The organism is Nostoc sp. UCD121 (assembly GCF_014222285.1).
Lineage (GTDB): Bacteria > Cyanobacteriota > Cyanobacteriia > Cyanobacteriales > Nostocaceae > Nostoc.
Genome location: NZ_JACKZS010000008.1, coordinates 1 through 26,344, shown reverse-complemented (window position 1 = coordinate 26,344; position 26,344 = coordinate 1). Strand labels below are relative to the sequence as shown.

The following is a 26,344-nucleotide window of genomic DNA, read 5'->3' as shown; positions in this document are numbered from 1 at the left end:
TTCAGGTAAATAGACCATGCTGTAGGGGCAATTCATGAATTGCCCCTACGACAGATGTGGTTCAAATAGATGAAAATATATTTGCCCGCTTATTAAATACTCGCAAAGAAAGGGAAGCTACTATAAGTTTTTAAATAATATTTGTAACTAATTCAAACCTTATCCAATCATCTTATACATCTCAAACCTTGGTAAGACCTAATATCAAGCAGATATCTGTAACACTACCTACATAAATACAGATTAAGCGCTGATAGCAGCAGTTTGGTATGAGCAAGGTTTATCAACGGTGCAAACCCGTTTGAGAGAAAAACATCCCTCTGTTGCCACCAGCCTGAAGGAGCTAGCAGGACTTTACTATTATCAAGGAAGCTATGAACAAGCTGAACCGCGAAGTGCTGTATCTGCAAGCTTCAGGACAGAGAAAACGGCTGCTGAGAGAAGAACATCCTTCTGTCGCCACCAGCGTGAACATCCTAGTACGAATCTACTATTATCAAGGACGCTATGACCAAGCCCAAGAGTTGTTAGTGGAAGTTTTAGGAAAAAGAAAGCTGCTGGGAGAAGAACATCCTTTTGTCGCCACTAGTGTGAACATCCTAGCAGTATTTTACTATTATCAAGGGCGGTATGACCAAGCCCAAGAGTTGTTAGTGGAAGCTTCACAGAAGAAAAAAGGGCAAATGGGAGAAGAACATCCTTCTGCGGCCACCAACTTGAACAACCTAGCATCACTTTATAATTCTCAAGGAGGCTACGATCAAGCTGAAGAGTTGTTAGTGGAAGCTTTAAGACAGAGAAGGCTGCTGGGAGAAGAACATCCTTCTGTTGCCACCTGCCTGAACAACCTAGCGTCACTTTATGATTCTCAAGGACGACACGACGAAGCCGAGCCTCTGTATATGCAAGCTTTAGAAGTATTTCAGCGTCTGCTGGAGACTTATCCAGAATATTAATTTAGAGGTTGTTTAAAAAGTCCTGTTGTTAATAGCAAAACGTTTTAGATCCCCCTAAATACCCCAATTTATCGGGGGGCTTTTAAGTCCGGTTCCCCCTTTTTTTAGGGGGTTAGGTAGGATCAAGAAGTGCCTAAAATCACAGCTAACAATTTTTTCAACAACCTCTTAGTCGTAACCACTCACAGTTTTTTTTAGCTACTGCAAAAATACAGGTACACATCTTGGCTTATAAACATTGGCTAAGTAGTTGCATCAAGTCCATCACGACTTTCGGATCGCTATACACAGATATGGCGTTGAGAAAGTTGATACAAAAGGCACTTACTCTCCTCAGTTTTGCACGACTGTCGGCAGCCAACCGAGAACTGGAGCGGGAAATCAGCGATGTCCACGACGAGATCCGCTTACTAAAACAGGCAGAAATTGCGAGCAAACAAAGCGACATTTGCTACCGTGCCATTGTAGAAGATCAGACTGAAGTGATTGCCCGATATTTACCAGACGGCACACTCACGTTTTTCAACCAAGCTTTTGCGCTTTATTATGGGCGATCGCCAGAGGAGCTAATCGGCAGCCCCGATCAACCCATGATCTTGGAGGCAGATCGGCAGCGAGTTGCTGAATTTGTAGCTTTAATTAGTGCCGATCATCCTGTTGTGATCATTGAGAATCGCGTGCTTCTGGGAGATCGGGTGCGTTGGACTAAGTGGCATAACCGAATGGTATTTGATGAGCAAGGATGCTTTCTGGAATTTCAATCGGTGGGATATGACATTACAGACTTCAAGGAAATCGAAGAAAAACTTTTTCAAGAAAAAGAATTAGCTCAGGTGACGTTGCAATCCATTGGAGATGGAGTTCTCACCACAGATGTGTTTCGCAGGATTCAATACCTCAATCCGGTTGCAAAATCTTTGCTTGGATGTAGTGAAGCATCCGCAGAAGGGTTGCTGTTAGGAGAAGTCTTTGATATTGTGCATGAAATGACACGGGAGAAAGTTCAGAACCCAATTGAGGAAGCGTTACAGGAAAATCGAATTGTAAGTTTAGCAAACCATACCGTCTTAATTAATCAGAACGATCGAGAAATTGCGATTCAAGATTCAGCCGCGCCTATTCACAATCGTGAAGGACAAATTATTGGCGGGGTTATGGTGTTTCGTGACGTAACTCAGAACGCGGTCTTCACGTCAGCTATCCTGGCAGGCAACCCATGATGCTTTAACAGGATTGGCGAATCGCCAGGAATTTGAGCGGCAGGTTAAACAAGCATTGGGCCTTTCTTGTTCAGACTACCAGGTTCATGCGTTGTGCTATTTGGATCTCGATCACTTCAAAATCGTAAATGATACCTGTGGTCATGTGGCTGGAGACGAATTACTGCGTCAAATTACTGTCTTATTGCAGGAGAAGATTCGGAAAACTGACATACTGGCACGCTTAGGGGGCGGTGAATTTGGCGTATTGCTCAGTAAGTGTACACTGGAGCAAGCTTTATTAGTTACCAACAATCTGCTTTCATGTGTTCAAGAGTTCCGGTTTGTTTGGCAAGAGCAGGTATTCTCAATTGGAGCAAGTATCGGCTTGGTTGGTATTGACACTAATAGCGAGAGCGTTGCAGAGATTATCAGCACGGCTGACGCAGCTTGCTATACCGCAAAGAACCGGGGGCGCAATCGCGTGTACGCTGCTCAGACTAACGACCAGGAGCGACTGCAACAGCGCGGCGAGATGCAGTGGGCTAGCCGCATTTCTCAAGCCTTGGAAAGTGATTGGTTTTGTCTCTATGTTCAACCTATTGCCGCTATCACCTCGACTGCTCAAAACGCTGACGATGGCGACTATTATGAAGTGCTGCTGCGGTTTCGGGATGAGGAGAGAAATTTAGTGCTGCCGATGACGTTTATTCCAGCAGCAGAACGCTACGACTTGATGCACCTGATCGATCAATGGGTAATTCGGACTCTGTTCAGGAATTGGACAAGGATTGTTGGCGATAAACAAAGCATTTATGCGATTAACCTTTCTGGTTCTAGCATCAACGACGATCGCTTCTTTGACTTTCTATATCAGCAGTTTACCCTATACTCCATCTCACCCCACTGCATTTGCTTTGAGATTACCGAAACTGTGGCGATCGCCAACCTAAGCAAAGCCAGACACTTCATTCAGTCACTTCAACGGATGGGCTGTCGCTTCGCGTTGGACGATTTTGGGGTGGGTATGTCGTCTTTTGCCTATCTCAAGTCTCTGCCTGTGGATTACCTCAAAATTGACGGGAGCTTTATTCGTAACATTGTCGATAATCCTGTGGATAATGCGATCGTGGCAGCAATCACGCACATTAGCAGTGTGATGGGTATTCAGACTATTGCTGAGTTTGTAGAGAATGACGCGATTTTAGAGCGAATTACGGAACTAGGAATTGATTATGCACAGGGATATGGCATTGCAGCACCTCGCCCATTGGGGTAGATATAGCTAGCCTATACACCGTTGACAAATGTACTACATAGCTTTTGTTAATTCAAGTATTACGTAAGCTCAAACCGGTCAGGTATATAAAGCAAATTTTAGTATGATGATAAAATCATACTAAATAGTAATACTAAAAATTAATTCATAGATGCTGAAAGTCACAATTACCTTAGAAGAAGACATTCTGCAATTTGTAGATCAGTATGCACATGGAAATCGTAGTGCATACATTAATACACTGCTAGCAGAACACCGTCGCCAAATTTTGGCAGCAGAAATGATTGCAGCCCTCAAGCAGGATGCTGAAGATCCAGAATATCAAGCTGAAATTGCTGCTTGGGATAGCGTTGTTGGAGATGGCATAAATGCCAGGGAATAATTTAATTTATCGGCGAGGAGAAATACGTTGGGTGAATCTTGATCCAACAGTGGGGGCTGAAGCAAAAAAAATCCGCGCTTGCTTGATTGTGCAAAATGACATCATGAATCAGTATGGATTGCTGACAATTGTGGTACCATTTCGACCCGGAAGTAAACAAGCCCCCTATGTTGTAAATGTGAAAGCAACACCAAATAATGGACTAGACCAAGACCGTTTTATAGATATTGGGCAAATTCGTGCTGTTGATCATAGTCGTATTTTGGGCTTGCTGGGCGTGCTGGAGTCAGAATACTGGGAACTTATTCGTACAGCCTTAAATATAGTTCTGGGTTTTGTGCTTTAGGGGTGTTAGGCAATGAAAGTAGAGATTATAAGTCAATACAGTTCAGATAAGATCAAAACACTTGTAGAGACGGCGATTTATCGCGTCTCAAAACCCACGATTTTGTAGAAGTAGCGCCTAACCCCAGCGTATTGGATTATAAGTAACGCAAAGGCGATCGCTCTATATTAGAGGGTAGGCATTGCTAAAAATGCGAAACCAGGTGCAATATTATTTAAAGTAATGCCCATTCCAATACGATTCGGATCAGGGTTTTGATGAAAGTTATAGATCGCAAAGACGCAATAAATCACCGTCTCTTCCCTTAACTAAACCGTATTGATGCCCACCCTACCACTGTCCTGAATTGTCTTCCTGTTGCAAACCTATCAACTGTCGCCGCTTCCAAGCATAATGAAGAATATTAATTCCTAATTCCTGGGCTGTACGAATAGTCAATCTGGGTAAACTTAAATCTCTATCCAGTCCCCAAGCAGTTGCTAAATCTCCAATCGCTAAAATAATTCCGCCACCGATTAAGATTTTAATTTGCTGTTGATTAACCATTGGCAAGGCAGCAAATAAGAAAGGTTTTGTCCTTAAAGGATGACTCCGTTGCAATTCTTCTAAAGGTCTTAAAGGACTTTCTAACTGTTGTGCTAATGCTTGAGTACTCTCAATTAAAGCATTAGCATTTGTTGGTGCATCAACGAAAAGCACACCACCTAAATTTAAGTAATTTTTGAGGGATTCAAATTCGAGACTATTTAAAGAAATTGCCTGTCCACCTGTCAGATAAAGTAGGTCATAATCTTGAATATTTTCTCCTAAAGAAACTTGACCTGGTTCATCAGCCCCTCGCAAACTGGGATATAGGGGCTCTACTGCTTGTAACAAATACGAAAGGCTGAAAAAATTACGCGCACATTCAGGATCGCTATGAGTCGCCTGTGCCATACACACAAGTGCTTGGGGACGCATTTGTGCCTGACGGCGATAACGTAAATCAATATTGTTATATCCAGGAAAGAAAGCATCCGCAGGTTGGGTAATATCAGTATGTCCTGGTTGCAGAAGTATACGACATATTTCTATTTCTGAACTGGCTGGTATTGAGTTTCTTTGGTCAATTCGATAGGTTTCTTGAACAACATCTCTTTGCTGTCCACGCCGCAATTCATCAGGGTCTACATAGCTAACTACTAAGTAGATCATGAGTGGTTCAGAACTTACTACTTCTATATCAATAGGAAAATCATAAGAAGTCGGTACAACAATGAGATTACCTGCTAAATCAATTGCAATACCAGGTTGAATTTGTACCCAACGCCCATCTCGATATCTAGCTTCTACTTGGCTTGGGGCTGTCACATCTCGAACGCCTAAACCACAGACAATTCCTGGTTGATTTAAACTTTGATATTGAGCATTTTGCCGATTTCTGTGATAATCATGGGCTGTGCGCCAGCGTTCTGCATTGATTAGTAACCCGTCTGCGGCTTGCAGGCGTTCCAAAGATTTGATTGGTGGGGGTGGGAAAGGATGGGACATAGCGATTTTGGATTTTAGATTTTAGATTAAAAGTCAATACAGTTCAGTTAAGCATTTCTTCCCTATTTCTTCCTTCTCTTCCTTTGCGTCTTTCGCGTCCTTCTCTACGAGACGCTACGCGAACGCGGTTCGTTAAAAAAATTTACTTTGATAAATGCTAAAGCTGTAACACACTCTACAATTTAATTACAAATTATTTAATTAGAAGGATTTTCAATAGATAGTTCGTATGTACAGAAAGCAGGCTTTTCTTGTTCTATGATTCTTTGGATAAGTTGCTCGTTGATGATGCCACTAGAAATATTTGAACGCAAACGTACTATAAAATGATATGGTTGCCCACCTGCTAAAACTGCATTTCCTAATTGGGCATCTCCGATAATGAAACTTGGGCCAAAAGGTTCTGTGATACTAATATGTTTATCAGCTTCATTTGGTAAATCTTCGTCAAGCGGTAAACCTGTATAAAGATGCAAGTAAAGACGCAATCCTTGACGAGTTCCGCGCCAGCGATAAAGTTCTACAGCCCGACGAATTAAACGCCGTTGTTGCTGGAGATCCCACACAGAATCTACTTGCCAAGCCACCCAATGAGCCATAAAAGGTAGTAATGCTTGTGGTGCTGTCAAGGGATCTAGGTTTGCCCACATGACATTGTAACTATCAACTATTGGTTGAAAAGCTTGCTCAAATATCTTCATAAAGCGACCAATAAAGTCTACTTCTCGATACAAAATTGGCAAGAATTCCATGTAGGCGGTGTAGGGACGGATATATAAATCGAAATACTCGCTTCTTTCGATTTGTTCGTTCTCTGTGCCTGGGTCTATATGTAGAGTAACTAGACTGCGAAAATTGAGAGTTAATTTGTCTTTTTTCCCAGGGGAAATTGCTTCTTGGTCTTCAAAAAATGTGTCGGGAATTGAGAAGTAGAGAACAGCATCCATTTGTCCACGAGGCGGTATTTCACTACCCTCTGTACCAATTTGACACCACTGAGACGGGAAATTTCCGTCAACGCTTAAGCTTACCTGCAAAGGACGTTGTTCTAAGTTTTGCACTTGCACAATCATCTCGCTGGGATGTCCAGGATGCAAAAGTAAAGTACGTCCACCTACATCCATATCCGCATTTGCAAATCCTAAACCCGCCACAGGTAAAGCTTCAGGTATTTGCATTGGCGTTAATTGAATGCTTACAGCCGGACTAGAACGACTTTGAACCATAGGATTTGGTATTGGGAATAGGGAATTGGGAATTGGGAATTGGGAATTGGGAATTGGGAATTGGGAATTGGGAATTAGGAATTGGGACGAGAATAACTACTGGTGAATGACGAATGACGAATGACAAATGACAAATTAGGAATTACGAATTATTTGAATGTCGTGATTTGAGCGTAGATTGGTATCAGCCCAAGAACATATCAAACCTTCTGAGCCTGGGTCAATTAATTGTTCTGGTGATGGTTGTCGTCGCCAATTTTCTCCTTGCTTGCGGATGGGAAATAATAGGACGGGGCCTAAATGACGCACGCCTGGGGTTTGTTGCAGTAATGCGACAATATCTGATGTATAAACGGGTCGCCCAAATGGCCAACCTTTGCCGTCCATTCCTCCAGTTAATGGATTTAAATATTTATACAGTGATACCCTTAAATTCCGCCGAATTTCTTCGCTGGCAAAAGGGTTGTTGTATGCTGGCTCTAGAGCAACTTCTGTCTGTACAGAAACACCTACGTAATTCGGTTCTTGTAATTCTATTTGTACCCCTAATAACCGTCTTTCATCTAAGTAACTCAAAATTTGCTCTTGCAGGGCATTACTAAGAGCAAACTCTTCTGGTCTTATGCCATTACCTTGGGCGATCGCATCTGTATTTGCATAAGGAACAACCAGTAAACTAACTATACCAGCTTGTCTACGAGAATTTGCTGGCAAACACCGGACGCGCGCGATCGCACCAGCACCTGCTTGTTGAGTCAAAACTTCAAAATCTTCGGCAGTGACGGCGCGATCGCGTGTGCGGAGGATGCGGGGAGCCTTCATCACAGCCTGTTCCAGCGATTCGGCATCCGCGCCATTGATTGCTGGTACACGATTGACCACACTAGCAATGTATGGATACGCAGACTTCAAAAACTGGATTGCCCCAGTTTGCACATTGCCTTCCCTACCACCACCTGTACGATAAGCAACTATTTTAATCTCTGCACCACGGGGAGGAATCGCCCCATATTGGTGTTCTGACTGGTTATTTTCTAGAACTTGTACAGATGTGTTATCTAGCGATGGTTCTTGAATCCGCGATCGCATCTGGGTATGCTGTTTAAGTTGGCTAGGTTCCCGAATCAGCGGCCCAAACTGGATTGTACCAGTAATGGAATCGATGGTGTAATGAAAGTTATGTGGCCCAGAATCAGCAAAATCTCTCACCTCAATCCACTTTTGAGGCAAACCACCACTGGGAGTAACTAAAATATATTCATTTTCTCGGCGTTCTAAAATTGGTGCTGTTTGTAACTGGAAACTCTGACCGGGTGTACCATCACTAATTCCCAATCGCTCATCTATAATCAGCGTACTGTGGCTAGCTCTAACAGTACCGCCAATTGACCGCGCTGCTAAACCAATAATTCTTGGCGGACGATTGTAACCAGTTTCATTGGCTTCTGTGGAAACAAAACTACAGCGCAACCAACGACCTCGGTAAGAGGTAAAATTAGCCACAGGCCAAATTTGAGGTAGATGCAAACGTACCTCTGCACCTTGAGAAGGGTTTCCACCCTGTTGGGCCATTTCATAAAAACTGAAACCGCGAGTTTTATCATCCGACTCTTGCAATAAAACTGCTTGCCAATTTTCCCCATCCCAGGCTTCCCACTTGCGCGGTGGTTGATTGGGGTTAATACCGGCAGGGGTAGCCGCAGCCCCTTGGAAAATAATTTCTAAAACATTAGCGTCTAAAGGATCATCAGAATTAATGGCTAAATAAAAGCAGTTACCAGGCTGAGGTTCCTCTTCAAAAATCGGTTGTTCATTACCTGTCCAGAAACCGTTAGATTGACGAGTCCATGAAGTTGTGACTCTTTCGCGCAGAGATTGGGGAATATCTTCGGTAGTTTGGGCAGTTAAGAAGTGTTGGATGCGGGGGTTGCCGATAATTAGAGGAGAATCTGTGCTGAATGTAATAGCTTCTGTAGTTTCAGTGCGGATAGTTGAGGCTTCTAATCCGGCTGGAATAGTATAGGCTTCAGGTAGTGCAGCGCTTAAATAAAAAGTTAATTCCGTGCGGGCTGGGGCGGGAGGCTGGAGACGGATACCCAGTAATTCTAGGAAAGCGACATAATTTTTTCGAGGTACTTGGTTAAATCTGAGCAACATTTGGTCAGTTAACCAAGCAAATAACTCAATTAGCGTAATTCCTGGGTCGCTGAGATTGTGGTCAGTCCATTCGGGACAGTAGCGAGGAATACGCATAATACATTCTTCCACCAAATCATCGAAGGCGCGATCGTCTAAGTTGGAAGAAGGTAATTTCGGTAAAAAATCAAAGTTCATACCAATTTAAAAAAGAATGTGACAGATACAAGCCTAGAAACCCAGATAAAATTTAGCTTTTTTAATTAGGACTTACGCATAAATTACGGAATAACGAACCGCAGAGGCACAGAGAAATCAGAGTTTGAGAGATATTTTGCGTAAGTCGTATTAATTTTTAATTTTCAATTTTTAATTCGGATCACGATTCCTCCCCAGCTGAAACCAAATAATAAGGATAAACAAAACTATAAATATCGGGGCCGTCTTTGAGTCGATAATTGATAATGATGTCCACTCTGCCACGCACAGGGTCAGGATCGGTAACAACTTCATCGATAGTAATGCGCGGTTCCCAAACTTCTAAAGCTTCCAAAACATAAAGACGGATTCGTAGTAGGGTATCGCTATTTAAAGGTGCAAACGCCAGTTCAGACAAGCGCGAACCAAAGGTAGGTCGATAAACCCGCTCACCTACTCCCGTGCGGAGGATAATCCAAATAGATTCTTTAACTTTTTGATCTTCATGGCTAAGTTGTATCCCGCCTTGCACACTTAAATGCAGTGGATAAGCCCAACCTGTTCCCAAATAGGCTAGTTCACGACCATAAACCATATCTGGCACTTAGACAGTTGTACATGGATATCTTCAAAGATATCGGCACAGAGGGTTTAAGCCTATTCGCCAAAGGTCGAGGTTAAGGAGGCGAGGGACAGGGCAATTTGAGGTTCTAAAGCGGATGAACAGAGTTTTGAGGAAATTCATTTATTCCCTTTCCTGGTAGTATTTTTTCAGGATCGGAATTAGTTTTTTTGAATTCAGATAAACGATCGCAAACTAGGGTTGTCGGCAGCCACTGACCAGAAACGTTATACCAACATTTGAAAGATGATTGAAATTTTTGAAGCAGACCTGAGTATGCCTGCTCATGCGGAGGCTATGGTGCAATTAATGGATGAGTATGCACTCGACCCGATGGGTGGTGGTAAAGGTCTGTCCGACTACGTTAAAGCAAATCTCTCAGCAGAACTTGCAAAAAGAAAAGCGGCTCATGTGATTCTTGCGTTTGTCGATGCCGAACCCGCAGGGCTTGTTGTCTGTTTAGAAGGATTCTCTACGTTCGCGTGTAAACCATTACTTAATATTCACGATGTCATCGTTGCTTTACCCTACCGTGGTAGAGGCTTGTCCAAACTGCTGCTACAGAAAGCGGAGGAGATAGCGTTGGATTTGGGCTGCTGCAAACTCACGCTAGAGGTACTGGAAGGAAACCATGTTGCCCAGTCAGCATACAAGGCGTGCGGATTCAGTGGTTATGAGCTAAATCCCCAGATGGGCAAGGCATTATTTTGGGAGAAGAAACTAGGATAGGTGACTGATGAGAAGAAAAGTCCTGAAAGCAGATTGATATGATTACTTGCTATTTGCGCTATGTTATCGATCCTGACAAAATTTCGGATCAAGTTTCAACTCTCCTCTCTCTCATCTTCTCTACTTCTCCAATTAGCCGCCAATCAAAACAGTAAACTCACCTTTGATAATTTTATTCGGTGGCCCTAATGCTTCTATAATAGTGTCGCCCATCCGAGAAGCAGGCAAATTGTTAATCAGCACAGTCTGGCTACCGTCAATCACAACCCCAGGGCCGTGAGGAGGTAGGGGTAAAGGTGTGGCGCAATTATGAATATCAGCACCAGCGGCAGCAGCTGCGATCGCACTACCCATAGTAGCTGCCGATGTTGCCTTAGTAGTTTGTTCGGTAGCTAAAGCAGCAGGTGCGCCTGGTGTACCTGCTGCCGCTAGGGTAGCAGCCTCAGCCACTTGGATAGCCGTATCAGAAATTTGTTTGGCGGATTGTAAAGCTGGTACTGCTGCTGCAAGCACACCCCGCCACGCAGGTAAAGACCCAATCAACACATTGGGACTACCCGGCCCCCCTGTTAAGACTGGGGGTAAAGGGTGCGCCACATTATCAGTAATTCTTGCTGCCGGTTTACCCATCACAACCTCCTATAGTGTTTTTCAGGAACTATTTCACCGAAAATTACGAATTACGTTAGCGTACCAGCGAGTCTTCTCCCAAAAGCATCTCCTACCTTCTACCTCCTGCCTTCTGCCTCCTGCCTCCTGAAACATTAATTAAGTCGAATCATCGCACCTTTAACTGTAATCACACCGTTGGCTGTAATGTCGATATTGCCAGCAGCATCTAATGACATATTACCTGTTGATTTCACTGAAACAGATTTCCCAATATCGTCCATTTTGATTTTATGACCACCTGTGGTTTCAATCTCTATGCACCTTTGACTATCATTGAGATATATTTTATGACCGCCTGTGGTTTCTACACGAATACCTGTTTTACTACTTCCTTTATCCTCTTCGACAAACTGTAAAACATGACCGACACGAGTTTTAATAGTGCGTAATCTTACACCACCTGTAACAGAATCACTTACCCTTTCCGGTGGTGCATCCTTCCCGTTCCATACCCCGCCAATGACGTAAGGACGGTGAATATCGCCATGTTCAAAACCTACCAAGACTTCATCGTTTACCTCTGGTAAACAGTCAAAACCTCTGTTTGGGCCTGCTCCCACAGCTACGACTCTTGCCCAGTCACTTGTATGGTCTTCTGTGAGGGTGGGAAACTTAACTTTCACTCTGCCCATTTTCTCTGGGTCTTTATTATCAGTCACAATTCCGACTAATAAAGTCTCAGACGGCTGTAGACGTTTTTCTGGGGATAGAGTTGTGAATAAGTTACCAGAACGGAGCCCCCGCACGCTGAAATCAGTTTCATAAACCCGCTGATTAAAGAAATGGCGCGTTTCTGTAACATAATATTTACCACTATAGCGATCGCCCATACCCTCAAGACTAATCACCCGTCCAGGACGAATCTCAGGATTCCCTTCTGCTTTGGCATCTGCGTAAACAAATTCTCCTCCCAGTTCATCGCACAAAGCCTGAGCCATTGTATCTGCTTGTTTTTTGCTGGCAACAGGTTTATCTACAACAATCATTTTGGGAGACTTAAGATTAGAAAATGCATTACTCGTACTACTTCCTAGCTTATTACCTGTCTCAGTTACTTGCTTCTCTTTGTTGGCTGTTCCACTAATCAATTTTTTCTGGGTATAGTCCCAGGCGCGTACTTCTACAGAACTTATCTGTTCAGCACTAGTAACACGAGTACTAAATTTATTAATATCAACTAGCCATTTTAATGATAAAGCTCCCTGAGTTTTTGGTTTACAAAAATTTAGTTTTTCTTCTGTAATAAATAACTCAAAACCAATGCGAGCAGCCCTTTCTCGCAAAAACTCCATATTAGTTTGATTTTCTTGGAATACATACTTATGAACTTCACCAGTTTGCTCTATGTTGCCAGGTTTTATACCTACTTCTTTAATTATTTTTTGGACTATACCGCTATCAGTTTCATTTAAAAAAGAACGATTATAACGACCTCTATGCAGACGATGAGAAATATCATAACCGCGAACGATTATATCAGCTTCAGATTTTTCATTAAAGTGAACTTCCATCGCTGTAATTTCGCCTTCAATAATGAATTCTCCTACCTCTTCTTGAAAATTATTATCTAGAGTAGTACTTGAAGTAAAACCCAACTTTACTTTTTTACCAATCTTAAACAACTGATCGTGTCGCCAAGCCTTATTTTCTGCTCGATCAGATGTGGGAATATAGCTATTATGGATTACTAGCGTAAACATTGCTGGTAAATGAAGGCTTTCTTCTATTGTGATTTGCAACAAATCCTTCATTAATTCAGGCGAAGCAGGTTGTCCATCTATCTGTATTTTAGGTTCGCTTAAATAAAGGCTTTTTTTAGGAGGCATAACTATTATTTTATAATTTATGAAATGTTTAGACCAACATTTAATGACAAAGTAAATACTAATTTATTACTTTATATGTTTTACTTAATCAGTTTTTGACCTTTTTTATCTGTTGCACGAGCGTTGCCTTTAGAATCGGATTTACGTCCACCAGGCAGGTTATTCTTATCTACTTCTTGCAAGGCTATATCTACCAGTGCCCTGACTGGTGTACCATCACTCAAAAACATATTTAAAGTGTAGGTTAAACTCGTAATTACACAATAAAAATACTCATCTCCCCATGTAAATATATAAACAGGTGGTCGTTTATCAGTTGATTTACTGATAGTTTCTACACCTTTCTTAATATTATCTATATACTCTTTCATAACTGATTTTTTCGTTTCATAAGTATCATAAAGTAACTGTTTAAGGGTAAATTTGTAAGGTTCAACGCCAGAAAAGTTTACTTTCGGAAGTAGAGTAGTTCCTCTATTACCATCCTTACTTTCCCACTTAACAGTCCGAGCGAAACTAATATCTGTAGGATTAAACATTAATTCAATATCTGGAGCTTCATTGTTATAAGCTACAAGTTTGGCTTTCTCAAGTTGGGGTTTAAGCTTTTGAATAACAATAATTGCTGGACTTGCCATTTGAATAGTTCTCCTAAAATTAATTATTGAATGAAAATTTACCAAGGTAATCGACCTGAGTAACCGCCATGACGCTCTCGCTCAATTTCTATCCGTTGTCGTAATTTGTGATAAATTTCACGGGCTAAAGCTTCCAAATCAGCTGTATCATCTTTTTCATCTTCTGGAGAAGATGAGGATGTACTCTCTATCGTTTCAGTTATCGGTTGTATTTCTCTAGATATGTCGGGTGGAGTGACTTCTCCACCATTAACAAAACCTCTAGGTGATGGGAGGTGTTTAGCAAAAACTTGTGGCGATTCTGAAACATGAGAAAATTCATAATTTTGACTGTTTGATTCTCCATCATTAAAATTAAAGCTAGTGAATTCATCATTATTTCCATTTAGTAAATCTTCTACACTTGACCATTGAGAAGGTGTATCTGACCATTGGGAAGGTGTATGTGTGCTGGAATTTGCTTTTCGGAAAATCAGGGGAGGTGATGAGTATTGAGGTGAAGATTCACCGACATCTGTTGTTTCATTTTGAAGAGTATGAAGCTGGGGAGAATTGAGGATAGAAAGTTTCTGTTTATTACTATTCAACCCCAAGGAAGAAGGAATTAAAGAATTGGATACCTCTGATGAATCAGTATCAGCGCTTTTTAGCTGTAATGAAGTGTCTAAAAAAGAATCGACTTTAGTCGGAGTCTCTGGAGAAATTGTTTCTTCTGGTTCTGTGGGATTGGTTATCTGTAAACTTGGAAGAATAATATCGTGCGGTGTTCCACCCGTGTTGATGTGATGTAGTAGGGGTAGATTCTTCTGTGCATCCCTGGTATTAATGACAAACTCCCCAGGCGTAAGCATTGCAGGTACTGTATCGGAGGGTGCTATTTGCTGGCGATTTTCAACGTGAAAGTCTGTAACATGACCACCAGTAGCATAACCTTTAGGTGCGGGCAAATTTTGTGCGATCGCATTTTGCTCAACTTTATTTGCTGTGCTTACCTCATCTTGTGGAGAAGTTGGGTTGTCTACAATATCTGGATTATCCCAGGTATCAGCAGTTGATATTCCAGGATTTTTTGATTCTACTACTTGTTCATTATCAATAATTTCCCTAAAAATACTTGTTTTCTCAACAATTTCAGGCAAATTGGTGTTAACTACCAATGCTTCATCAATTTCAGGTGATGTGGCGCTAATTGTTGGTGTTTCAGTAATCTCAGGCGAATTGGCGTTAACTACCAATACTTCATCAATTTCAGGAGAAATGGCAGTAACTGTTAGTATTTCAGCAATCTCAGGGGAATTGGCGGTAACTACCAATGCTTCAGCAATCTCAGGAGAAATGGCAGTAACTGTTGGTATTTCAGCAATCTCAGGGGAAATGGTGGTAACTGTTGGTGTTTCAGCAATCTCAGACAAATTGGCGCTAATTACCAATGCTTCATCAGTTTCAGGTGATGTGGCGCTAACTGTTGGTGTTTGAGTAATCTCAGGTGATGTGGTGGTAATTGTTAGTGCTTCAGCAATCTCAGGTGCTGCTAAGATGGATTGACTTTCTGTAAACTCGCTACCAGAATTTTGAACATTGCTATCACGTTGTAGTGAAGTCACATTTGCTGAGACATCTGAGACATTAACCACCATCGCAGACTGTGATTCTGAAGTTACTAACTGTTCATCGCTATCAGGGTTGCTGAAGAAACTAGGTGTGTCTTCAACAACTGCTGAGGTAGGTATTGACTGAACAGGCGCAATATCTGGAAACTCACTCGTAGCACTGGAATCAATTTCCTGACTTTTCACGGTATCTGTAAAACCTTGATCCTGAAAGGATAGAGGCTGTAAAATCTCCCCATTATCTACTAGTAAAGGGGGCTGATGTGTTAGATTTTGCGTTACTTTTTCTACATTGTCCGAAAAGTCAGGATCGATTTCTTGTTGTACTGTAATAGGATTTTTTGCAACTGAAGACTCAGTATTAGATGAAGTAAAATGCGTCTCTACAGTATTTTCATCATTCTCCAAAGAACGGATTAAAGTAGGTGAATCATCAAATTCAGATGAAGTAAGTGCTGAAGATAAAGTTAAATACTTATCAGAGACAGCATTATCTGTGACAAAATCATTTGTGTTTTTTTCTGAATTAGAGACAGCATTATCTGTGACAAAATCATTTGTGCTTTTTTCTGATATTAAGTCTGCTTCAATAGCTGTAATTTCCTCAAAACTAGTATTAATATTTGGGGATTTTTCTTGCGATAGAGAGTTTAATATTGGTGATATATCTTTTGCTTGGATTAAATTTGTTTGACTTACGCTATTTTTATTGTCAATAATAGACGGAACTTGAACTGTTTGAATATCTTGTTGTGGTGGCGTTTGGCTAATTTGTATACCTGACAGATTAACTGATTCGGAGACTTCAGGGATTAGTTCTTCTTCACTATTTGTAAAGTTGCTATCCCCTATAAATATTTTTTCTGTATTCTTTTTATAAGGAACTTTTATAGATGAACTGTTGACCAATTCATTTGTATCATCGTCTAATTCAATATTTTCTTCCGATGTTAAAGTATTTTCTGTTAAAGACAAATCTGTACTAGAAAAACTAGATATTAGCTCAGAATTTTCTGACAGATCATCGGTAGCAATATTTCTGAGTAAAGGTGATTGATCTTGAAAACTAGGTGAGGGATCTACGGTTGGAGTAATGACAGAACTACTATCCTTTGTAGTAGTGCTTAACACAATATTTAGTTGTAAATCTGGTGTTTCCAAATTAGCCTCAATAGGTATAGGCTCATCTGATATTGATAAGTTATCTTTGTTAGGATTAATATTGCTTTTATCAACAATTGGCTCAAAGTTTTTAGCCGTAGATGATTTGATAGCTTTTTTAGTTTTAGATTTTGACTTTGGTTCTTTTTCTAGTGGTTTCTGAGATTTATTTGTTTTTTTGGTCTTAGATTTAGTTTTTATATTTACTTCTTGAGATGTGCCATTACTCGTATTTGTCTCAGCGGGAGTTGGCATTATCTTTGGAATACTACTTTTTACTGGTTCATTGCTATTCTCCAATGCAGCTATTGAATCAGAAGCATCAAATTCAATCAACGGAAATTCACTAAAATCACTAGTTATATCCTGGGTATCCCAACTATCCCAACCTATTAATGGTTCAATCGATGGTTCATACTGACGAGACAAGAAAAATTTAGAGGATTTGACTAATGGTGGTTTAGTTTGGATTGTACTTATAAAATTACTTCGTGAATGCAAAGAATGAGATTCTTTTCTCAATATTATTCCTTGAGAATTAGATAAAGATGATATTACCCCAAGGGGATGAATATTGTTTCCTAGTGAAGATTGAATAATTTGCATAGTGATATTTTAAGAGTAGCCAATTAGCTAGAAACGAAATATCCTGATTTTTGATCTCGTTGTACAGAAGAGCCTCCTCCTGTAGACCTTGCAACTTGTAAACCTTCATAAGCTAAAGTTAATTCTTCAATGGCAACTGCTTTTCCATCTGCTTGGAGTGCAGGAGTTTTCCACGTTATAGGAATAGCACCAATCAAAGTCCAACTCATCATCGTTTCACCGGCTTGATTGAAAATCAGAATATTGACATTGCGCCGAGATGTTTTCTTTTTCTCATCAAAAACTGCATTCATCCAGTTCCAAAAACCTGGATGATCGGTAAATCCTCGTTTAAGAGTTATGTCTGCAAATTCTGTATGACCTAAATAAATTCTTTGCTGGTCGTTAACACCACCTTCCTGAAAAACATTTTTCTTAATTTGAACACTTAATCCTGAACATTCAGCAAAAGATGCAGCAATAGAACTGTCTATCTCTACATAGAACCGATTAGTAGTGACATAATTTAATTCGTGAGTAATATTGCCATTGTTAGCGCCTGTAGCCATCACAACCACCTTTGAGAATCATAACTACCTATTCTTTCGCGCTGCGATCGCAAATCTTCTAGCAAAAGTTTATATACGCGTTCTGTAAGCTGGTTCATCAGCCGTGAGTCGTTGAGGTATTTACTTGCCGTTTTAGCCGCCTTGCTAGCATCAGATGCCGCCGAAAACCCGGCGTATCCAGCAGTACCGCCAACATCTCCATCGAAGGTGAAAAAACTTTGTTGCTGTTTTGAGTCCATAAATAAAAAAACTCTCCCTAAATCCAGGCTAAAGGTACTGCATCAGAATCAAAAGTAGCCAAAAGTCTAACTTAGTAGGGGCACAAGGGCTTGTGCCCCTACGTTCGCTGGAAGTCCCTTACATTAGAGGAATTGTGTTACAAGTGCGATCGCTGTAATATCGATCTAAGTAACAGCGTACTATTCATCTAACTACTGCTTGGGCAACAGGAGAAGAAAATGAGAGAACATGTCAACCGCAACAAAAAAACTACTACAGACTTCTCAATTCCATCCCTGAAACACCCTACACCTGGCTTTGGTTCGGAGTCGTCGGCAATTTCACGCCAAGCGGTTCCTGAAATACAACCACTCCATAAACCACTGACTCACGATATCAGTCGCATACCACTGCGTAGTCCCCAAGCAAAACTCTCAATTAGCCAGCCTGGAGACATTTACGAACAGGAAGCTGATAGCGTCGCACAGCAGGTAATGCAAAGAATGGCGCAACCTGTAAATCGTCAGCCTATCCAACGAGAAGCATCGCCAGAGGAAGAGGAAGAATTACAGATGAAGCCTCTGGACATTAGCACATTGCAACGAGAAGCATTGCCAGAGGAAGAAGAAGAATTGCAAATGAAACCTCTGGACATTAGCACATTGCAACGAGAAGCATTGCCAGAGGAAGAGGAAGAATTACAAATGAAGCCGATGGTGCAGCGTCAGGCTAATGCTGGGATGGATGCAGCGCCAGACTTGGAAGCGTCCATTAACCAAGCGCGGGGGGGTGGAGTGGCGATCGCAGACAACATCCGCGAACCGATGGAACAAGCGTTTGGCGCTGATTTCAGTGGGGTGAAGGTTCACACAGATGGTCAATCTGACCAGTTGAATCGATCAATTCAAGCGCGGGCTTTCACGACGGGGCAGGATGTGTTCTTTCGCCAAGGGGAATATAATCCAGGGAGTCGGGGCGGGCAGGAGTTGTTGGCGCATGAATTGACCCATGTTGTGCAACAGAATGGAGGGGCGGTGCAGCGAATGAAGCTGCCAGAGTCAATAATCCAGAAAGTGCCAGATTTAATAATTCAGCTCGCCCCGACTTGGAATCCAAGCAATCTAGCAACCCACTTTTCAAAACATCAGTCTGAGTCACCTAATTACAAGAGTCAAGCAGACTACGAAAAGGCAGCAATTGATGTAGTAAACGATCCAACTTCATTATCTAAACCAAAAAGCGATGGTTCTGGAAATATCGTATATTTTAATCCAGCAACTGGGGAATTCGTATCAACAACTAGTGGTGGAGTAATCAAGACATTATTCATACCAAGCGCAGGTAAGTCTTACTATAATAAACAATAGACAGAATTATAAAAAGACACAAAAAGCGATTGAAAGAGAGGAATATTATGGAAATGAAATATGAATGTCCATGTTGCGGTAATCGAACACTTAAGGAAGAAGGCGTAGGCACGTTTGAGATATGCCCAGTATGCTTCTGGGAGAATGACAACGTTCAATTTGAAGATCCAGACTTCACTGGGGGAGCTAACGAAGTCAGCCTGAATCAAGCACGGCAAAATTATCAAGAGTTTAGAGCGTCCGCAAGGCAGCACTTGAGCCATGTCAGACCACCTCTACCCTACGAAATTCCCTCGACGGGTAGAGCTTAACTCCCTTGAAAATAGTGCGATCGCCTGAACTTGTAGAGTGCGAAAACGTGCGTGCGATCGCAATATTGTCGTTAAAAAACTCCATAGCCCGTATATTCCCGCATTTCAGGAGATTGAAATCCTAGAACAATATCATCTTTTGGAACTCCTCTCTCTACAAGTTCTTGAGCCACTCTCATTTCCGTCATATTCTGCTCAATCGAAATTTTTCCCTGTTTAATATCCAAATGTAAAACACAACCATAGACTCGCCGATGACCATCCCATCCCACATTGATAACCATGTAATGGTCTTGTTTTGTATCAAAAACAGTGTAACAATCAATCTGACCATTTGCGATAGGGATAGCAGCATAAGCCGTCAACAACGACTGAATGATATGGCGATAAGATTCTAGGGTATCCATTGTACAATTACCTCTTGAATTGGGTCATAAATAATTTGTTTAATCTGATATCTCTCTACAGATATTTGGGCAAATTCCCGCTTGAAAAAAGCTTCATAAACACCTATAGGCACTGCCAAATAGAGAATGCGAGTTGGATCACTGATTTCTAAGGCAAGCCGATAATTCAAAAACTGTCCTAACGCAGCATGATAATCTGTTAGTGGTGAATCACTCAGGAACGTTTTAATCTCAACTGCAATTTTTTGTTCACCTCGCTCTGCCGCTAACAGTTGCTCTGCACCTAAATCTATTTCAAACTTAGTTCCGCCAACTTCTAGTCGCAGAGGATCATCGGTTATCTTCCACTGCTCCTTTTCTAAAGCAATTCTAACCACAGTATGAAATTTATCTTTAGCTGCCATCGTTAACCTTTTCTGATTTACTTAACATTTTAGTGCGTAGGCGCAGCCCGCCGCAGGTATCACCTGCTCTTGTAGTGACTGTCTTAATAGTCTTGCGATCGCTCGTGTAAATTGACGAGGGTGCGATTGCTATTTAGACTTTGAGTGAATTGCTTGATGAGTGCGATCGCCCGATCTTGTAGGGTAAGTTAACGAAGTGCGATCGCGTTCTTGTCGCTTGGGTTGGGGAATGAAACCTAACAAATCACCGTTATAATATTGCAAAGATTGATCAATCACTCAACCTATGCAATACGAAGCCCTTTATGAAAATGGTCAAATAACGTGGTTAACCGAAAAACCTCCTATTAAGTCCGCTCGAATTATGATCTCAATTCTAGAAGAGATCCCACCCCAACCCCAAAAACGCCGTCAACCTTCACCCTTGATTGCTGGTAAGGGAAAAACATTAGGAGACTTGGTAAATCCACTTGTTAATGACCAAGATTGGGAATGTCTGAAATAATTATCCTAGATACTCATATCTGGATTTGGTATATTAATCGAGAATTAGATCAATTTCCAACTTCATGGTTAGAAATAATAGAAACAGCCAATCAGGTTCGAATTTCGCCAGTATCTTGTTATGAAGTAGCTTTAGCCCAACAAAGAGGACGTTTATTATTACCAAGTCCGGTGAATCAATGGTTTCAGGAAGCCTTAGAACCTTCGGGAATCTCTCTTTTACCCTTGACTCCGGCGATCGCGTCAAGTGCTGTTAATTTATCACCCATTCATCGAGATCCTTTTGACAGAATTATTATCGCCACAGCCATTGAATATCAAGCGAAATTAGCCAGCATTGATGGGTTTTTCCGTCAATATCCAGGATTAGCAACTTTGTTAATGATTTAGAGTGCGTAGTGCGATCTCTTAAGATATCCGCAAAGTGCGATCGCTCGTGTATGAAAATTAATTTAGTGCGATCGCGTTCTCCATTCTGACTCAAAATGCGATCGCTCAAATTTGAAGGTTGATCAAGTGCGATTTTCGCATCTTCCAATTTTATGGTGACTCTGGCCAAAATCGAAGGGTAGTTGATCAATCAACTACCCCATAAAATTTGACAGCTTTTTGCAACCCTAGTGCATTAGCCAAAAGTTTTACTACACCACATACACCGTAAAATTAACTAGATTATCCTGACCAAACCGCAATACATCGCCATTAAGCAGGCGATATTGCATACCAGGAGTGAGAGGATTGTTGTTTAAATAAATACCATTTGTACTCATGTCAACAATCATGTATGCATTTTGCGACCAGTCCCAATCGACTCGCGCATGACGACGAGAGACTATTCCCTCACTGGGGATGCCGGTCAAATCAATTTCTGGCGGCGCTATTCCTGGACTTTGACTGCGGCGACCAATATAACCTCCTTCTCCAACGAGGTGAAATTCTCTGCCGGTAGTATGAATCAGCTTTAAGGCTGGCGCTCTTTGAGGCGGAGGGACATAAGCAGGCGGTGTTGGTTGATAAGAAACTCGTGGCTGATAGACTGTTGAATAATCAACGGGAGGCTGTTGGGGAGGTTGGTAATTAGGTTGCTCTGTAGGCGGCCGTTGATACTGAGCAGGTGGTGGTTGACTAGGTTGTTGCTGAATAGGCGGTGGTTGACTAGGCGCTTGTTGACTAGGCAGTTGTGGTGTCGGGGAAACTACATTACCCACAGGAGTGGAACACCAGGGACAAACCTTAGCATTGTTAGGCAGGGCGCGGTTAAAATATTCGCAACTAGGATTGGGGCACCGATTTGCAGGCATAGGAATTTATATCATCAGGCATAGGTTGTAAAGCTACGAGACCTACTTTACTAAGTAAACACTGACCCTGACGAGTGGTTAGCATCTGGGCAAATGTAGAACCACCAGGCAGGCGACTGGTGTCTTTAGGGTACACTACAAAAATAGGGTATCCCAAGGGGTAGCTTTGGAATGTTGTGACATCAACATAATAATCATCATGTTGACACAAGTCATCTGAGGGATTAATTGAGCGGCGATCGCGCCGTTGAAACAGAGGTTGAATCGCTGATTTTTTGCCATCTGCGATCGCTAGCGGATAACCAGTACACTGTTTCCAAGTTTTACTGATAATGCCAAAACTGATAATACCAGTGGTTCGCCCTTCTAAAGTCTCGCTGCGTATCTGGTTCTGGGTTTTTGTTGTATCAATTTTCGTATTTTTGACAGTGTCTTCAAATAAAGCTTCGTCTTGAGGGACATTTTTGAGAACTATTTCTTTAAATTTACTGATTGCCTCCGGTTCTGTTGGGGCAAAAGGTTTCACGGGTAGATTTGGAAGCTTAGGACTAATTTGTTGCCAATTGGTAATTTTACCTATGTAAATTTGACGCAATTGCTCAAGACTTATTTGCCCTCCAAGAGCATTAGCAAGATTTGAGTCTCTCTTATTAAATGCTACAAAAACAATTAATCCATCATAAGCAACTTGTTTTTTAGAAAGTTTATCTGTGATGTTCTCTACCAAACTAGTAATTGCAAAATCCTTTTTGTTTGTTTCAACTTCTTCGATACTTTTAATCAGATTCTTGACGTTTGCTGACAAAACAGGCTCATAGTTAAATGTTGCTGTTGCATCTGGCTTTGGTCTGGTCAATAACTCTCCTAAACGACTATTTTCTACTGATTGTGTTAAAATATAACTCCATGTACTGTTTTTTTCGCCTGTGTAAGTAAATTGTCCGGCAGGAACATTGGGGACTTCGGAGAAATTTCGCACAAGTCTAGACCATAATATATATTGATTAGGACTATCTGTTTTCTTGCCCAAAAACCAATACAAAATTCCTCCGCCGAGTAGTAATAAAGCTAGAATTACTATCAGGATTAAAGGCATTGGTAAACGCTTTTCTATTACTTGAGAACCTGGCGATGGCACTGAACTTTTACCACGATCTTCTTTGGGAAGTTGCAGCAGTGATTGACGAGCCGTTTCCGCATTTTCGAAAGGAGTTTCTAGACCAATGAGGCGATAAATAAACTGCTTTAAATGGCTATCGGTATCCGGCCATTGTTGATTATCTCTAGGGTCAAGAGGCTGGTTGGATAAAAAATTAGTTGTCCGTCCTGCCCATAGATAAAAGGCTAGCAATCCTAATGATTCTAAATCTTGCTCAGGTCTGGCGGGCGCGGGTTGAGGAATAATAGGTGGAATAAATAAGTTTTCCCAGGTCGCTAAATCACAAAAGTATATAGAGAATTTTTGATTATTTTCTAGTTTAATTAAAGTACTATCTAAACTGATATTGCCGTGAGTTATACCCAGTTGTACTTGATTTGAGGGAAAACGCAGTTTTTGGGTGTGGAGAAACTGGAGAGTTTGTAAACTTTGATTTAATACTTCCCGCACATCAATAGATGTCATCGCTCCCTTTTCTATGAGATATTTCCCTAAAGTTTGGGATGATTCGATTCCTTGAGTGATCAGATAGCAGCGTTCTCCTTTTTCATCTGCGATCGCTTCTTTAGTTTCTACAAGACGGAAGTTTTGAATTCGACTATCGGCTAAACTTACCCCACCCACCCGTTTGAAAGTCTCTTTTCGTTTCAGAGTCTCGCTTTCATTAAAACAACGATTGGGTAGTAGGTATTCTTTGATGATGACAGGCTGTTTATCTTTAAGTTGAACACCTGAGTATAAGCGGCCTAAACCCCGTACACCAATAAAACTAGCTATTTGATAAGTTCCCTGACTTCCTTTAATCTCAGCCTGCTGTGGTAAAGTTGCTGGAAAACCACATTCCAAGCAAAACTTTGCCCCCTTGATTTGCTGCGCGGTTTGGAAAGGGCGATCGCAACTTAAGGGAGAATTATACGAGCAGGGGTATTCTTGATAAAAAGATTCAAATGAAGGCATAAGCAAAAAGTTTCGTGAATTGCGCCGATTACTCTCGTCGCGCTCAAGCGTGAACTAATCCTAACTTGAGGGCAGCTACAATAGCTTGAGTCCGACTAGTAACCTTCAATTTTTCAAAAATACTGGTGAGATGCGCCTTAACAGTAGCAACTGTTACATATAAATGTTTAGCGATTTCTTCATTAGAAGCACCTTGAGTTAACCAGTATAAAACTTCTTGCTCTCTTTCGGTTAAATGCACCTCATGACACGCTTTCAGGCAAGAGTCTGAATAAGCCTGAAAAAACCGGAAAAATCGACTAGCAACTTCTGAAGGTAGATAAATTTCCGATCTTGTAACAGTCTCAATCGCCTCACACAATTGTGTTGCCACACGATTTTTAAACACATAACCGGCGGCTCCTGCCTGCATTGCTCTAAAAATCCAATCGTCTTCTTGATGAGCCGACAGCACTAAAACCTTCCCAGTGTAAGCAGTTTCCTTAAGACGTGCCAGAACTGTAATCCCATCACATCCCTTCAATTGCATATCCAGCAAAATTAAATCTGGAGACTTCTGGGCTGTAAACTTTAAAACCTGCTCCACAGAATCTGCATCACCGATAACTTCGACAGGTAATGCAGAATTAATACTATAAAAATTCAGGAGAGTACGTAATCCTTGGCGGAAGCGTTCTTCATCATCTACCAGCAAAACCGAAAGTTTCTTACTATCATTAGCCATCTTTTTAATTACAAATTACGTTACCTACGTAGGAGCATCATTACTAATTGCGAATTAATTCCCGCTCCTTGGTCGAGGCAAAATTACAGAAAATTGCGCTCCACTTTCTGATGAAGCTTGTGCCCAGATACTTCCTTGATGATCCAAAATAATTTTCTTAGCAATCGTTAAGCCTAGTCCTGTACCTCCTCTACGCCGGGAATAAAACGGGGTAAATACTTTTTGTAAATCTTCTTGTGATAATCCTGGCCCTTGATCTGAAATTTTAATTAAAACTTCATCTTGAAAAACTTGCCAGCTACAGGTAATAGTTCCTGAGTTAGGACTGAAATGGACGGCATTACTGAGGATATTATCAATTACTTGTTTCATTTGTAATTTGTCTATCTTCAGTATGGTCGATGTATCTGGAATCAATATTTTAAGTTGTTTCTGATTAATTAGAGGTTGTAAATTTTTGATGCTTTCAACAACTAAACTTCTTAAATCTTGAGATTTTACCCTTAGTTTTATACTTTGTCCACAATCAATAAGCTCATTTAAATTAGTATCCAAATCTTGTATACTTTCGCCAATGATTGTTGCTTGCTCTTGCCAAGGACTATCTTCTAAACCTAAGCATAAGTTATGTGCATACAATCCTATAAGCCCTAGAGAGTTACGCAATTGATGGCCTATTCGATGCAAGATATCTTCCAGGAGTTGAATTTCAGTTTTTTGTCTTCCATAGCCCAAGTAAATATCTGCATACTTACTCAGCAGCATAGCAGAGCGTTTTACATATAATTGCAAGCTCTCTGACAGAGGTTTATGAGTAATGATTTGAATGTATTCAGGCTTTTGATTTTTATATCCTATAGGGCAAATGTAAGAAATGGATGAAAAATCATTCAGTTTAAATTCATGCAAAGTAAAAGCAGGCGGAAAATCTGTCAGCCATGCTTCAGAGCGCAAATAAGCTAAAGTTTTATGGGAAAAAGGAGCTTGGTCTTGACCATAATTTATAACTTCCTGATGATTTTTCAGCAAGTAATCATGATAGACAATCCGAGCGAAAAAAATTGGATATTGACTAGTTAACTGTTCAGACTCTAACTGACAATAGCTCTGAATATCTGAGGAATTCAAATAATTCGAGCCATTCTCCAGTTTTTGTACATAAAAGCCTAGTGTCATAGCTTCACTCGCTTTTTGCAACCAAATGTTTTTACTCTTCTGCTGACCAGTATAAAATTATGCAGTCTCAGTAATGTTTATTTTTTTATTAAGTTATCTTCTTAGATAATTAATACAAAGAATTATTAAGTTTATGTTTATAAACTTATCC

27 protein-coding genes are annotated in these 26,344 nt (G+C 41.0%); 10 read left to right on the top strand and 17 right to left on the bottom strand.

What is annotated here, in order from left to right; all coding sequences use genetic code 11:
• Positions 1-374 precede the first annotated feature (374 nt).
• From GNF10_RS03075 to GNF10_RS03055, 5 genes are all read left to right on the top strand, one after another.
• Positions 375-956 carry a tetratricopeptide repeat protein gene (locus tag GNF10_RS03075; protein ID WP_185585267.1) on the top strand — a complete coding sequence of 194 codons (582 nt, stop codon included), beginning with the start codon at positions 375-377 and terminating at the stop codon, positions 954-956.
• Between the two features lie 224 nt (positions 957-1,180).
• A complete protein-coding gene (locus GNF10_RS03070) occupies positions 1,181-2,176 on the top strand; it encodes a PAS domain-containing protein (RefSeq protein ID WP_185585266.1) in 996 nt (331 codons plus the stop codon).
• Between the two features lie 13 nt (positions 2,177-2,189).
• The gene (locus tag GNF10_RS03065) at positions 2,190-3,434 is read left to right on the top strand and encodes an EAL domain-containing protein (protein ID WP_185585265.1); all 1,245 of its coding nucleotides are present in this window, start codon (positions 2,190-2,192) and stop codon (positions 3,432-3,434) included.
• A 151-nt stretch (positions 3,435-3,585) separates the two neighbouring features.
• Positions 3,586-3,816: a CopG family transcriptional regulator gene (locus GNF10_RS03060; protein WP_185585264.1), complete on the top strand. Its 231-nt coding sequence runs from the start codon at positions 3,586-3,588 to the stop codon at positions 3,814-3,816.
• Positions 3,803-4,162: a type II toxin-antitoxin system PemK/MazF family toxin gene (locus GNF10_RS03055; protein WP_185585263.1), complete on the top strand. Its 360-nt coding sequence runs from the start codon at positions 3,803-3,805 to the stop codon at positions 4,160-4,162. Before GNF10_RS03060 ends, GNF10_RS03055 begins: the two co-directional genes overlap by 14 nt.
• 330 nt (positions 4,163-4,492) lie before the next feature.
• On the opposite strand, the gene GNF10_RS03050 is transcribed toward GNF10_RS03055, so the two are convergent.
• The 4 genes from GNF10_RS03050 to GNF10_RS03035 all read right to left on the bottom strand — a co-directional run bounded on the left by GNF10_RS03050 (position 4,493) and on the right by GNF10_RS03035 (position 9,847).
• Positions 4,493-5,692, bottom strand: coding sequence for a DUF4159 domain-containing protein (locus tag GNF10_RS03050; protein WP_185585262.1), 1,200 nt, complete (start codon positions 5,690-5,692; stop codon positions 4,493-4,495).
• A gap of 197 nt (positions 5,693-5,889) precedes the next feature.
• Entirely contained in the window at positions 5,890-6,918 is a 1,029-nt protein-coding gene (locus tag GNF10_RS03045; protein WP_185585261.1) for a phage tail protein, read from the bottom strand.
• A gap of 135 nt (positions 6,919-7,053) precedes the next feature.
• Positions 7,054-9,252, bottom strand: coding sequence for a putative baseplate assembly protein (locus tag GNF10_RS03040; protein ID WP_185585260.1), 2,199 nt, complete (start codon positions 9,250-9,252; stop codon positions 7,054-7,056).
• 181 nt (positions 9,253-9,433) lie between these two features.
• Positions 9,434-9,847, bottom strand: coding sequence for a GPW/gp25 family protein (locus tag GNF10_RS03035; RefSeq protein ID WP_185585274.1), 414 nt, complete (start codon positions 9,845-9,847; stop codon positions 9,434-9,436).
• 303 nt (positions 9,848-10,150) lie between these two features.
• Here GNF10_RS03035 and GNF10_RS03030 point away from each other — a divergent pair, with 303 nt between their 5' ends.
• Positions 10,151-10,603 carry a GNAT family N-acetyltransferase gene (locus GNF10_RS03030; RefSeq protein WP_260446273.1) on the top strand — a complete coding sequence of 151 codons (453 nt, stop codon included), beginning with the start codon at positions 10,151-10,153 and terminating at the stop codon, positions 10,601-10,603.
• A 132-nt stretch (positions 10,604-10,735) separates the two neighbouring features.
• Here GNF10_RS03030 and GNF10_RS03025 read toward each other — a convergent pair whose 3' ends face one another.
• The 6 genes from GNF10_RS03025 to GNF10_RS03000 form a co-directional block, all read right to left on the bottom strand.
• The gene (locus tag GNF10_RS03025) at positions 10,736-11,233 is read right to left on the bottom strand and encodes a PAAR domain-containing protein (protein ID WP_185585258.1); all 498 of its coding nucleotides are present in this window, start codon (positions 11,231-11,233) and stop codon (positions 10,736-10,738) included.
• A 134-nt stretch (positions 11,234-11,367) separates the two neighbouring features.
• Positions 11,368-13,101, bottom strand: a complete 1,734-nt coding sequence (locus tag GNF10_RS03020; RefSeq protein WP_185585257.1) for a VgrG-related protein — start codon at positions 13,099-13,101, stop codon at positions 11,368-11,370.
• An 80-nt stretch (positions 13,102-13,181) separates the two neighbouring features.
• Entirely contained in the window at positions 13,182-13,739 is a 558-nt protein-coding gene (locus tag GNF10_RS03015) for a hypothetical protein (RefSeq protein ID WP_185585674.1), read from the bottom strand.
• A gap of 38 nt (positions 13,740-13,777) precedes the next feature.
• On the bottom strand, positions 13,778-17,116 hold the full coding sequence (locus GNF10_RS03010) for a hypothetical protein (RefSeq protein WP_185585673.1): 3,339 nt from the start codon (positions 17,114-17,116) through the stop codon (positions 13,778-13,780).
• A gap of 23 nt (positions 17,117-17,139) precedes the next feature.
• Entirely contained in the window at positions 17,140-17,664 is a 525-nt protein-coding gene (locus tag GNF10_RS03005; RefSeq protein WP_114082341.1) for a phage tail protein, read from the bottom strand.
• Positions 17,664-17,903, bottom strand: coding sequence for a hypothetical protein (locus GNF10_RS03000; RefSeq protein WP_185585672.1), 240 nt, complete (start codon positions 17,901-17,903; stop codon positions 17,664-17,666). The genes GNF10_RS03005 and GNF10_RS03000 overlap by 1 nt, the downstream gene beginning before the upstream one ends.
• A 219-nt stretch (positions 17,904-18,122) precedes the next feature.
• Between GNF10_RS03000 and GNF10_RS02995 the strand changes: the two genes are divergently transcribed.
• Positions 18,123-19,250: a DUF4157 domain-containing protein gene (locus GNF10_RS02995; protein ID WP_185585671.1), complete on the top strand. Its 1,128-nt coding sequence runs from the start codon at positions 18,123-18,125 to the stop codon at positions 19,248-19,250.
• A 47-nt stretch (positions 19,251-19,297) separates the two neighbouring features.
• The gene (locus tag GNF10_RS02990) at positions 19,298-19,561 is read left to right on the top strand and encodes a CPCC family cysteine-rich protein (RefSeq protein WP_221643594.1); all 264 of its coding nucleotides are present in this window, start codon (positions 19,298-19,300) and stop codon (positions 19,559-19,561) included.
• Between the two features lie 71 nt (positions 19,562-19,632).
• On the opposite strand, the gene GNF10_RS02985 is transcribed toward GNF10_RS02990, so the two are convergent.
• The 3 genes from GNF10_RS02985 to GNF10_RS02975 all read right to left on the bottom strand — a co-directional run bounded on the left by GNF10_RS02985 (position 19,633) and on the right by GNF10_RS02975 (position 20,651).
• The gene (locus GNF10_RS02985) at positions 19,633-19,968 is read right to left on the bottom strand and encodes a XisI protein (RefSeq protein WP_185585670.1); all 336 of its coding nucleotides are present in this window, start codon (positions 19,966-19,968) and stop codon (positions 19,633-19,635) included.
• Positions 19,956-20,372, bottom strand: a complete 417-nt coding sequence (locus tag GNF10_RS02980) for a XisH family protein (protein ID WP_185585669.1) — start codon at positions 20,370-20,372, stop codon at positions 19,956-19,958. The genes GNF10_RS02985 and GNF10_RS02980 overlap by 13 nt, the downstream gene beginning before the upstream one ends.
• A 129-nt stretch (positions 20,373-20,501) precedes the next feature.
• Complete coding sequence (locus GNF10_RS02975; protein ID WP_185585668.1) at positions 20,502-20,651, bottom strand: hypothetical protein; 150 nt, start codon at positions 20,649-20,651, stop codon at positions 20,502-20,504.
• A 7-nt stretch (positions 20,652-20,658) separates the two neighbouring features.
• On the opposite strand from GNF10_RS02975, the gene GNF10_RS02970 reads away from it, so the two are divergent.
• Both GNF10_RS02970 and GNF10_RS02965 read left to right on the top strand, forming a co-directional pair.
• The gene (locus tag GNF10_RS02970) at positions 20,659-20,877 is read left to right on the top strand and encodes a hypothetical protein (RefSeq protein ID WP_185585667.1); all 219 of its coding nucleotides are present in this window, start codon (positions 20,659-20,661) and stop codon (positions 20,875-20,877) included.
• The gene (locus GNF10_RS02965) at positions 20,865-21,266 is read left to right on the top strand and encodes a type II toxin-antitoxin system VapC family toxin (protein WP_185585666.1); all 402 of its coding nucleotides are present in this window, start codon (positions 20,865-20,867) and stop codon (positions 21,264-21,266) included. The genes GNF10_RS02970 and GNF10_RS02965 overlap by 13 nt, the downstream gene beginning before the upstream one ends.
• Positions 21,267-21,517: 251 nt before the next feature.
• Here GNF10_RS02965 and GNF10_RS02960 read toward each other — a convergent pair whose 3' ends face one another.
• From GNF10_RS02960 to GNF10_RS02945, 4 genes are read right to left on the bottom strand one after another with little or no spacing between them, the layout of a single operon-like run.
• Complete coding sequence (locus GNF10_RS02960; RefSeq protein WP_185585665.1) at positions 21,518-22,177, bottom strand: FHA domain-containing protein; 660 nt, start codon at positions 22,175-22,177, stop codon at positions 21,518-21,520.
• Positions 22,149-24,293 (bottom strand): substrate-binding domain-containing protein, encoded by a 2,145-nt coding sequence (locus tag GNF10_RS02955; RefSeq protein WP_185585664.1) that lies wholly within the window; start codon positions 24,291-24,293, stop codon positions 22,149-22,151. The genes GNF10_RS02960 and GNF10_RS02955 overlap by 29 nt, the downstream gene beginning before the upstream one ends.
• A 43-nt stretch (positions 24,294-24,336) precedes the next feature.
• The gene (locus tag GNF10_RS02950) at positions 24,337-25,017 is read right to left on the bottom strand and encodes a response regulator transcription factor (RefSeq protein WP_185585663.1); all 681 of its coding nucleotides are present in this window, start codon (positions 25,015-25,017) and stop codon (positions 24,337-24,339) included.
• A 54-nt stretch (positions 25,018-25,071) separates the two neighbouring features.
• Complete coding sequence (locus tag GNF10_RS02945) at positions 25,072-26,214, bottom strand: sensor histidine kinase KdpD (RefSeq protein ID WP_260446067.1); 1,143 nt, start codon at positions 26,212-26,214, stop codon at positions 25,072-25,074.
• Positions 26,215-26,344 lie beyond the last annotated feature (130 nt).